Raw genomic sequence first — 9,424 nt, 5'->3', positions numbered from 1 at the left:
GGTCGAAAAGGCCTGCCTCCACCGTCTCCTCCTCAACTCCAAGAAAGTATTGGTTAGGGGAGGAAGTGAATTTATACCACGGGTGTGGGACTCGTCGTTTTCTCTTGCTGCAGCTTATTGACCTGCTTTTCTAACTTATTTCGTTCTTTGAGCAAGTCATTATAAGCGTCTAGAATTTGTGCTTTTGTATTTCGATTGGTTGGTATTTCGGTCATACTGAACCCTCTCTTTTCCTAAGACTTAACTGTTGAGGATTTTTCAAACGCTTTTATGGTCAGCGTATGGGACTGTTGCATCGCCTCTTGTAATTGAGTATTAACGTTTTCAATTTGTTGCGTTTGCTCTTGAATTTTTTGTTCCAGGGATTGAATCGTAAATTCATAACCTTGTTTGGTGGCTTCCCACTCCTTCTCTAGCAGCTCGGCTTGCACCTCTGCATTCTGGCTCACAGCAGTGGCCGCATCTTCTCTCGTTGTTTCTACTAGCTCGTTGAGGTCAGTGGAGAAAACATCCACTTGCTGCTGATAGTCCTCCAAGAGAGATTGATTCTCTTCTAGGATTCTCTCTCGCTCAGCCCACTGTCGTTCGTTGGCTTGTTCAGTATCCTGCAATTCTTTTTCTTGCTGGCGACGGGTTTCGTCAAATTCGTTGGCATCAACGGTTTGTTTTCGTTCTAGTTCATACCGATAGTCTGCTTCTTGTCGCTCTCGTTCTTTGGTTAACCGTTCGGTCTGCTCTGCTACGGTCTGCTCAAAGTCGGTTTGCTCTTTGGCCCAGTGCGATCGCGTTTCAGCGATGTCATTTTCAAGAGTGGCTTGGTGCTCGGCCTCTTGCTGTTCCAGGGTGCTGAGCTTATCCTGATGTTCTTGGGTCAGTAGATGGAGGGTGTCGGCCACCACACGAATTTGCTTCAGGGTTTGGAGATGACGTGTTTCGACCTCAATGGCCTGGTCCAACTCTCCCAGCTTTAAGGATTCGGCAGTTAATTTTTCTGACAGTTGGCTGACAATGCTGCCAAACTCTAGTTGTAGATCGGCCAGACCTTTAACAATGCCGTCAACTGTGTAGGCAGAGGCCATCTCCAGCACCTGCTCGTTTCTAGCAACGGCAGCTTCCTCCTCTTTAGTCGCAATTCTTGAGCCTAGCTTTTTTCGCTCTGTGAGAATTTTTTGGAAGTTAGCGAAAACCTGTTCTTTGCTATCCTGTGATGCAACCATCACGATGACTCCAGCCAACGCATCAATAGGGTAATTCTTGCACCGATGGGTATCGTGCAACCGCAGACCCTGACTAAACTTAATCCTATTTCTATATCATCGGAATCAAAATCAATTAATTTCCAAATTCTGGATGTACAGACGTTCCATGGAACGTCTCTCCAACATCTATTTTTGGAACTTATTAATGGCTTGCTCCATCGGAGGTGTGGTTAGTCCCGTTAGAGAAACACTGTTTTCTAGTCCTTTTTCTTGAACTAGGACTCCGAAGGTGCCTAGGCCCATGGGGCTCATGTCCATGAGTTGGTGGAGGGCGGCGCGGCGTTGGATGAGCTGATTAAAACCGTCAGGACCAGGGGGGATGGTTTGGGTGATGTGGGCGACTCGGTCACCGAGGCCGAGGGCCATGAGGAAGAGGCCTTGCTGGGTATAGCCGAGGGTGGTGAGTCCAGCTTTTTCGCCTTGGGCTTGGAGGGCCGTAAAGTCGATGTGGGCGGTGAGGTCTTGTTGGCCGATGTTGGTGTAGGGATTATCGTGGTGGCGGTGCTGATGGTAGCACTTGAGGGTGCCTTTGTGACGGGCGGGGCTGTAGTAGCGTTGGGCGATATGGCCATAGTCGATGGTGAGGAGAAAGCCTCGGTCGATGCGGGTTGCTACGGTGTCGAGCCAGTCGAGGGCGGCGAGGTTGACTTCGGTGCGGTAGCCGTTGGGGTAGGTGTCGGTGAGGAGATCGATGCCGACTAGGTCAAAGTATTGGGTTAGTTTGCCGGTGGAGAGAGGGCCGAGGGTTTCTTGGAGGGTATTGTCTTGGGTGGTGACGTAGATTTCTTGGAGTTGGTTGTTGTGCTTTTCGATAATGTGGACGGGGAAGGCGTCAACTAGTTCATTGGAGAAGAAACAGCCGGTGATGGGGGATAAGTCTGCTAGGGTAGTCCAGATTACTTTTTGATGGGTGAGGTGTTGTTTTTGTTGGGCACGTAATGCAGAGGATTTTTCGATAATGGTGTAGTCAAGGGCTGTATAGCAATCGGGATGGTTCTGCTGCAGATAGCCGAGTACATCAGCGGCGATTAGTCCTTGGCCTGCGCCCATTTCGACTATATGAAATGGGGAGGGCTGTCCTAGACTCTGCCACATGTCGGCGAATTGGATGGCTAGGAGTTCACCGAAGTCGTGGCTCAGGTGGGGGGAGGTGATGAAGTCGCCGCTGGGGCCGAGGATGGAGGATTTGGTGGTGTAGTAGCCGTGGTCTGGATGGTAGAGGGCCAGGTCCATGTAGGATGCGAAGGGGATGCGTTGGCCGGGGGTGGATTGGATGTGATCGATGATGCTGCTGACGAGGTGGGAGGGTTGGGACATGAGGGAAAAAATGACCAGCGCTGTTAGCTCTCATATTCTAGAGAGCAATGGTGTCATTGATAAATGGCACGTATTTCTTACAAGAAAAAGTTCCACCCTGATTGTCAACCCAGGATGGAACTTATTGGGAGGGGTGCAAATTAGATTATTTTTTTGAAAGCCTTTATCGCTTCCAGCCATCAACGTGATTTCATGTTTCTAAATTTGTGTCATATTTTAGTGGCGATGCTACTAAAGAGCATTGCTCTTATGTCAGCGCTACTCTAGACATGGAACTCTGTGAGGTTAGGTGATGCAGAAAGTAGACATTAATAAGGCTGAAGTCGAGATTACGCAATTGTTTCAGTCTGCGTTGCAGGGTGAGGAAATTATCATTACTCGCGATCAGCAGCCTATTCTCAAATTGATTCCCATGGCATTACCACGAAAACGACGACAGCGCGGCAGTGCGAAAGGTCAAATCCTGATGGATCTGTACTTTGATGATCCTCTCAACGATTTTGAAGAGTACATCATATGAAAATACTCGTGGATACTCATGCATTTTTGTGGTTTATCAATGACAGCCCAAACTTAAGTGATCATGCAGCGACTCTGATGGAGTCAGATGTGGACTTGCTTTTCAGTCCACAGCAAATTGAATGCAACAGCATTGAGATACTGCCCATAACGTTGGATCATTTGAAGGTAATCGCTACATTACCTTTTCATCATCGTGATCCATTTGATCGGCTTTTGATAGCTCAAACAACTATAGAAAACATTGAAATCATCAGTGCAGATAAGAAGTTTGATGATTATGGGGTGACTCGTCAGTGGTAGTTTATCGTTTAACTCTGTGATGGATAAACTTAAAAATTATCGGTACATCATTCAGAAAGTCTTAACTGAGTATCAACAGTGGGCTGCGGGCGAAAATCAGCCAGGCATAGAGCAGTGTTTGTCCTTGGATGAAACTCGGGACCAGTATCTCTGGTTTCATGTGGGCTGGCAGGAAAAGATGCGGGATTTTGGTGTGACGGTTTATCTGCGTATTGAGCAGGATAAGGTATGGATTGAGGAGGATTGGACTAAGCAGGGAATTGCTAATGAGCTGTTGGAGGCTGGTATTCCAGCTGAGGATATTGTTTTGGGGTTTCAACATCCGAGTAAGCGAGTACTAACAGAATTTGCAGTAGCTTAGAACTTTGGATGGCAGGGGTATAAGTCCCTATCGAAAATTGAGAGAGTCTTCTCCAAAAACTTTGAGGACTGTTTCGACATGTTGAAACAAGCTTTCCTAACTCTCGTCTCCTGAACTGAGTCGAAGGATATCGGTGAGACACTTACTTTCATATTTCTTCTTGCATACTCTTTTTTGCCAAGAGACTGAACCACCTTTCCTAATCACTGACATGAAAACTGCTTGAATCTCCCATAATACTCATCCCAAAATTTCCCAAACGTCTATCAGTCAATCCTTCTAAACCATTCACCCACTTCTCATCACTTACTCAAAAATCTGCTGAACAGAGCCGCTATTGTTCTGCGTAGCAACACCGACGTGTGTTCTAAAACCTCAATCCGCAAGGAGTAACCCGTGAAAAAATTACTACTCAATGGATTAGCAGCCCTGGCGATGACATCAACGGTTGTAGCAATGGCCCCTGCTGCTCAGGCAGTCTTTACAGCCGCTACCGTATCCGACGCAGGCGTCCTACGCAGCGGTCAGGATCACTTCTTCGAAGTCTCCGTTGAAGGCGATCCTCTCCAACGCGTTCGTGTGCAATGCATCACCTTCCATGAACTCGATGGCCTCGAAATCTTCGTCGGTGACAAAGCCGTTGAACCTTCTGTCAACTATGGTTTTGAAGAATTCACTCTCACCTTTGCAGAACCCATCCCCACTGACGAAACTATCCGTATCGTCATGAAAAACTCTCGCGTACGCGGCACCATTAATGCCGGGATCGACGTGCCTTACCGGGTTTACGGCACCTATCCTAACCTGGGCGCTGAAGTCCCCCTCGGTACAGCCGTTATCCGTACCCCTGGCGGTGGTAGCCGATAGTTAGAAAAACCCCTGCTCAGGAACTTAGACCTGGGCAGGGGTTTTTACCGTTTTACACAGCTATGACTCACGCTGGCTGTGTAATCTCGTAAGCCATTTGCCAGAAGTCTTTTTCTAGGGTAGCAACCGTGAGAAATGCTTTTTCAACCTCAATTTGTGTAGCCTTGTCTGCATTTTGGAGAGCGCTATTTGCCTGCTGTGCGAGCAGCTCTACATAGGTGGTAAAGGCAGCGTTTCCCCAACGGTCAGCAAACTCTGTGTAGGGTGCGGGCATGGGGCTATGACTTTGCCAACCTTGGTTATAGGCGAGTTCGATGGCCCAAAATCCGGTGGCTTTGACTGGGTAGGGTTCCTGGGCAAGGTCCGCCATAAATCCACAATAGGTTTGGCAGGTGGGCTGTAATGGTTGGTCTAGACTTAAATGGCGTTCGGTGGCTTTGGCTTGAAACCAATTGAGTTCGTCTTTGAGGGCAGTGATGCCGCCCAGCAGGAGATCGAGGTGGGCAACCGGGGCGGATTGGATCAGGCTAGCGGCAAACCGGGTGAAGTTGACGACGAAGTGGTAGTCCTGGGTCAGCCAGGTGTTGAATTGTTGAGTTTGGATGGTGCCTTGTTGGCACTGGACTAGGAAGGGATGGACGGTGGCGGTTTGCCACTGGGCGGTGTATTTGGTGAGGAGTTGTTGACAGGTGAGGGGCATGGGGAAATGTGTGGGTTAAAGATGGTGGTCTAACCATTGAACGAGATCGCTCATGACTTGATTGCGATCGAGGTCGTTGTGGGGTTCGTGGTAGCTGCCGGGGTAGATTTTGAGGGTTTTATCGGTGGTGATGCACTCGAAGATTTCTTTGCTGCCTCTGACGTCATTAACTTTGTCGGCGCTGCCGTGGACTAGCAGGATGGGCACCTGGAGATGGCTAATAGTGCGACGGACGGTTGCGATCGCAAACAAACATTCTGTTCCCCACCGCACCGTTGCCATCGAATGCTTCAGCGGATCATTCTGAATTTGCTGCAACACCACTGGATCGCGCGATAGACTTTCTGCACCCGTGCCTACCTCCATCGAAAATCGGGGCCAAATGCCTGATAATAGTCGAGCAATGGCCACTAGATAGGGTTTGGCAATGCCCACGGGGCGGATGGGTGGACCACTGATGATGATGCCGCTTAACCCTTGCGGTGAGGTCAGAGCAAAATCTAGAACTATCAGCCCGCCCAGACTATGGCCTAAGACAAATAGCGGTAAATGGGGTTCATGGTGCCGCACTTTAGCTAGAAAGGCACTGACATTATCACGGTAGTCCTGCCAGCGATTAATATGACCCCGCTGCCCTTCGGAACGGCCATGTCCCTGGTTATCAAAGCCAAAAATGGCATACCCTGCCTGGGTGAGGGCGTTGGTGACCGTGCAGTAGCGATCGCAATGTTCTCCAAACCCATGCACCAGGGCAATGACTGCCTTAGCGATGCCGGGGGGATACCATGCCTGGTAAAACAGTGATAACCCTTGAGCACCACTAAATCTATCTTCTAGCCGAGGCATTTGGATCACAGTCATAACAGGGAGTTACAGGGAAGGACGACGACTCAAGAACAGCGTTTCAAAATGTTATATATCTTCAAAGGCCATTGCTAATGGATACGGATGAAATAGTTTGGATAATCACTGCCATCCAATAGCACATCTCAGACGATCTCCTCCTAGCCGTTGCAAGGCCCCAGTTTCAACTTACAGGATTTCAACGATGCCTTGCTGACCATCAATACGCACTCGCTGTCCCGTGCGTAATCGTTGGGTGGCATCGGCCACATCCATTACCGCTGGAATTCCATATTCCCGAGCCACAATCGCCCCATGGGAAAGTTGTCCCCCCACTTCAGCAATTAAGCCACCTAAGTTTGCCAGCAGTGGTGCCCAGCCCGCATCGGTGTACGGTACCACCAAAATAGTGTTTTGGTGGATAGGCACAGTGGCGTCCAATGTGGTAAGCACTTGAACTTCGCCTTCTAGAGTGCCCGGACTTGCACCAATCCCTTTGAGGAAGCGTCCAGTTTGTTGAGGTGTCCTAGGGACTATAGACAAAGCGAGGGGGTCTTTGCCGTAGACCAAATGGGGCGGTTTCCAGATATGATCCGCCTGATACTGTTGACGGCGGATCTCAATTTTATCGGTACTTTGCCCATCGCGTATGGCTAGCGCGGCAGATGCCCCCCATTGCTTGACTTCAGGCCAGGTGAGAAAGAAGATATCGCCTGCCTGCTGCAAACTGTTGTCGCCAATGTAGTGACGTTCTAATGCCAAAAAACAGATTCTGAGTTCTGCCAATAGGCGATTGTAAATTTCTGCAATCTCGCCCTTGAGGTCCAGTCGAGTTTGGACCTGACGCTGTTTCCAGTCTTGCTTGGCCAAGCTATCAGCAGAGTTGGCTGTAGTCACAGGTGGCTGTTTTAAGAACGTGGCCAATAGCGCTTTGACCGGGGCTGGCTGCTCTTGCCATCGTGGTACTGAAATATCCGTAGCCACTTCGCCCAGATAACCATAGGTAGTCAGAAATGCATCTAGCTGCTCAAACAGCTGATCGCTCTCAGGCAGCTGAGCCAGAGCCTCAAATAGTTCCTCATAGTCCTCAGGAATAGTTTCCAGCTGAGTCAGGAGAAACGACTGCCACCGGGCTATATCTTTGATGGATTCAATCGCTGCAATTTCAGGATTAGAACGATAGTTTAGCTGGGTACTATCCACCTTGAGTATTGCTTTACGCAGCGCAAAGCTCAGTGGACCCAGGATATTGTAGAACGTTGCCTTTTCTAGCAGTGTAAAGATAGTTTCTATCTGTTGCTTGATTTCCTCAGGAGATAACTCATAAGGAAAGCGAAGAGCGTCTAACCCTGGCTGAAAATACTCGCAATTATCTCGATAAAAATGTTTGGTTAATTTCCATTCGCGCCTGGCCAACTTGATCAGTCCTGGCAAGTTACGCACTGTCGTCGCTAAAGGCGGACGACTAAACTTGGCCCCACGGGTGAGAAACTCCAAACTCTCTGGTGGTAGCCCCATGCGCAGAAAAATGTCTCCCAGCAGCGTGGCATTGAAGTAAGCATAGGAGCGGTGCAGCATCGCTGTTTGGGAAAAGTCCAAACCAGCTCCTCGTTTGCCTAGAACTATCGTAAATAATTCTCCCCAAACACCACAGGTGAGTGGCTGATTGATGGACCAGGTCAGGGGACGAATGACACCAGGAATTACCTCAGCTGCAATTTTTCGGGTCCAGAGGGGGATCAACGTTGTAATCGGACGACTTTGCAACACCCAAATCTGTTTGCCGTCATAGGTCCATTCCACGTCTTGGGGAATATCGCCAAACCGACGTTCCAGGTGACGGGTTAGGTAGGCGATTTGTTGGATCAGGCGATCGGGAATGGGTTGATGGATTTGTAGAGGCGTTCCATGGACCGCCTCTACGTCCAGATTGTCGCCATGGGGTTCAATCGGTAAATCGACGGCGTCGGATAATTGCCAATTGTCGCCGGGTTGCAGGTCTTCTGGCGTAATCGTGACCTGATATCGCCGAGGTGTGATCTGCCCGGAGACGACCTGACTGGCGGCACCGGGCAGTGCCTCGATCACGACGTTATGGCCACAACGGGCGATGGGATCGCGACTAAAGGCAACACCGGAGATAACGCCCGTAATTTGTTGCTGCACCAGGACATTCATGGCGGCTTCGGGGAGGCCTAGATCCTGACGGTAGCGAACGGCACTGGGACGGTTATAGGCTTGGAAACAGGTGGCAATAGCCCCGACCAATTCCTCCTGACTCACCACATCCGTCACCGATACATACTGCCCTGCTGCCGAGGCTCCCAGACCATCTTCTCCAACGGCTGAGGAGCGTGCTACCAGGGGCTGCTGGGGGGAAGGTTGACACAGGCCTAATAAGGCGGCTGGATCATCCCCTGCTTGGAGGATATAGCCCATGGGTACTGGGTAACCCCACGCTTTAAGCTGGGAAAGGGTGGCGGCTTTATTGCCCACGATTGCTGGATCCAATACCTGATCCAATGCTTGCAACGCTGATTCTCCTCGGAAAAAACGAAAGAGTCGTCGGGATTCAGTGCGCGTACCCTGGGAGGGCAGCTCCAAATCGTCCGGTAGCTTCTGATAAATCCAGCCAATCAATCCCATCAAACAGGCAACAGCCATTAAACGCATACCGTCGTTGTGGACTATGCCCGTGAGCACCGGCAATAATACTAATGCAAACATTCGTCCTTGTTTTTGCTCTCGTAGCACCGTAAATGCGACCAAACTGAGGAGCCAACCTAGCACTGCCACCAGCGGGTCATACGCTAAGAAACCCCAGCTCACATTCGTCACCCCTGCCCCTCGGCTGATCCAGTAACGCCCCATCACCAGGGCCATGAGCGCTACAACTGGCCAAATCGGATCTACTGGAAAGAAATAGCGGGCTAACAGCACCGCCCCAATCCCCTTAAAGGCCTCTAAAAACACAGCGCCCAGACCGATCGCTGTACCACCGTGGTAAAACGCTGCCGACACCCCCACATTGCCTGTGCCTACCTGCGATAGTCGTTTGCCTGTCGTCAGGTGTACCCACCATCCCGTCAGTGGCACCCCTCCCAGTAGGGGACAAACTACAAAAATCAATAGTGCGCCCCACACCTGTGCCATGGACTGCTTAGTCAAACATTTGGATAATATTTCTATCTGACCATTGACTGGGTAGCGGTAGGGCAAACCTTAAGCTCAACCTTAGCAATCAGTAATTAATTG

At 49.9% G+C, this 9,424-nt stretch carries 10 protein-coding genes; 4 read left to right on the top strand and 6 right to left on the bottom strand.

The genetic code is table 11. The features are described from left to right. Window positions 1-71: 71 nt before the first annotated feature. The 3 genes from IXB50_RS06395 to IXB50_RS06385 all read right to left on the bottom strand — a co-directional run bounded on the left by IXB50_RS06395 (window position 72) and on the right by IXB50_RS06385 (window position 2,576). The gene (locus IXB50_RS06395; protein WP_215608111.1) at window positions 72-215 is read right to left on the bottom strand and encodes a hypothetical protein; all 144 of its coding nucleotides are present in this window, start codon (window positions 213-215) and stop codon (window positions 72-74) included. Between the two features lie 18 nt (window positions 216-233). Then, a complete protein-coding gene (locus tag IXB50_RS06390; RefSeq protein ID WP_215608110.1) occupies window positions 234-1,217 on the bottom strand; it encodes a coiled-coil domain-containing protein in 984 nt (327 codons plus the stop codon). A 168-nt stretch (window positions 1,218-1,385) separates the two neighbouring features. Continuing rightward, entirely contained in the window at window positions 1,386-2,576 is a 1,191-nt protein-coding gene (locus IXB50_RS06385) for a class I SAM-dependent methyltransferase (protein ID WP_215608109.1), read from the bottom strand. A 292-nt stretch (window positions 2,577-2,868) separates the two neighbouring features. Between IXB50_RS06385 and IXB50_RS06380 the strand changes: the two genes are divergently transcribed. The 4 genes from IXB50_RS06380 to IXB50_RS06365 all read left to right on the top strand — a co-directional run bounded on the left by IXB50_RS06380 (window position 2,869) and on the right by IXB50_RS06365 (window position 4,626). Then, on the top strand, window positions 2,869-3,096 hold the full coding sequence (locus IXB50_RS06380) for a type II toxin-antitoxin system Phd/YefM family antitoxin (protein WP_215608108.1): 228 nt from the start codon (window positions 2,869-2,871) through the stop codon (window positions 3,094-3,096). After that, entirely contained in the window at window positions 3,093-3,398 is a 306-nt protein-coding gene (locus IXB50_RS06375) for a type II toxin-antitoxin system VapC family toxin (protein ID WP_215608107.1), read from the top strand. The genes IXB50_RS06380 and IXB50_RS06375 overlap by 4 nt, the downstream gene beginning before the upstream one ends. A 19-nt stretch (window positions 3,399-3,417) precedes the next feature. Continuing rightward, window positions 3,418-3,759, top strand: coding sequence for a XisI protein (locus IXB50_RS06370; RefSeq protein WP_215608106.1), 342 nt, complete (start codon window positions 3,418-3,420; stop codon window positions 3,757-3,759). 396 nt (window positions 3,760-4,155) lie between these two features. Further along, entirely contained in the window at window positions 4,156-4,626 is a 471-nt protein-coding gene (locus IXB50_RS06365) for a DUF2808 domain-containing protein (RefSeq protein ID WP_215608105.1), read from the top strand. Between the two features lie 67 nt (window positions 4,627-4,693). Here the strand turns inward: IXB50_RS06365 and IXB50_RS06360 are convergent, their stop codons facing one another. The 3 genes from IXB50_RS06360 to IXB50_RS06350 form a co-directional block, all read right to left on the bottom strand. Further along, window positions 4,694-5,326 carry a thiaminase II/PqqC family protein gene (locus tag IXB50_RS06360; protein ID WP_215608104.1) on the bottom strand — a complete coding sequence of 211 codons (633 nt, stop codon included), beginning with the start codon at window positions 5,324-5,326 and terminating at the stop codon, window positions 4,694-4,696. A gap of 15 nt (window positions 5,327-5,341) precedes the next feature. Then, window positions 5,342-6,187: an alpha/beta hydrolase gene (locus IXB50_RS06355; RefSeq protein WP_215608103.1), complete on the bottom strand. Its 846-nt coding sequence runs from the start codon at window positions 6,185-6,187 to the stop codon at window positions 5,342-5,344. Between the two features lie 171 nt (window positions 6,188-6,358). Beyond that, window positions 6,359-9,388: a glycerol-3-phosphate acyltransferase gene (locus IXB50_RS06350; protein ID WP_246564148.1), complete on the bottom strand. Its 3,030-nt coding sequence runs from the start codon at window positions 9,386-9,388 to the stop codon at window positions 6,359-6,361. Window positions 9,389-9,424: the final 36 nt, after the last annotated feature.

It is taken from the genome of Leptothoe spongobia TAU-MAC 1115 (assembly GCF_018739885.1).
Taxonomy (GTDB): domain Bacteria; phylum Cyanobacteriota; class Cyanobacteriia; order Phormidesmidales; family Phormidesmidaceae; genus Leptothoe; species Leptothoe spongobia.
This window is presented reverse-complemented; position numbering and strand designations above follow the sequence as displayed.

Coding starts and splice junctions, on each gene's coding strand:
- IXB50_RS06375 (WP_215608107.1), top strand. CDS start 3,093: ATGAAAATACTCGTGGATACTCATGCATTTTTGTGGTTTATCAATGAC.
- IXB50_RS06395 (WP_215608111.1), bottom strand. CDS start 215: ATGACCGAAATACCAACCAATCGAAATACAAAAGCACAAATTCTAGAC.
- IXB50_RS06355 (WP_215608103.1), bottom strand. CDS start 6,187: ATGACTGTGATCCAAATGCCTCGGCTAGAAGATAGATTTAGTGGTGCT.
- IXB50_RS06370 (WP_215608106.1), top strand. CDS start 3,418: ATGGATAAACTTAAAAATTATCGGTACATCATTCAGAAAGTCTTAACT.
- IXB50_RS06385 (WP_215608109.1), bottom strand. CDS start 2,576: ATGTCCCAACCCTCCCACCTCGTCAGCAGCATCATCGATCACATCCAA.
- IXB50_RS06390 (WP_215608110.1), bottom strand. CDS start 1,217: ATGGTTGCATCACAGGATAGCAAAGAACAGGTTTTCGCTAACTTCCAA.
- IXB50_RS06380 (WP_215608108.1), top strand. CDS start 2,869: ATGCAGAAAGTAGACATTAATAAGGCTGAAGTCGAGATTACGCAATTG.
- IXB50_RS06360 (WP_215608104.1), bottom strand. CDS start 5,326: ATGCCCCTCACCTGTCAACAACTCCTCACCAAATACACCGCCCAGTGG.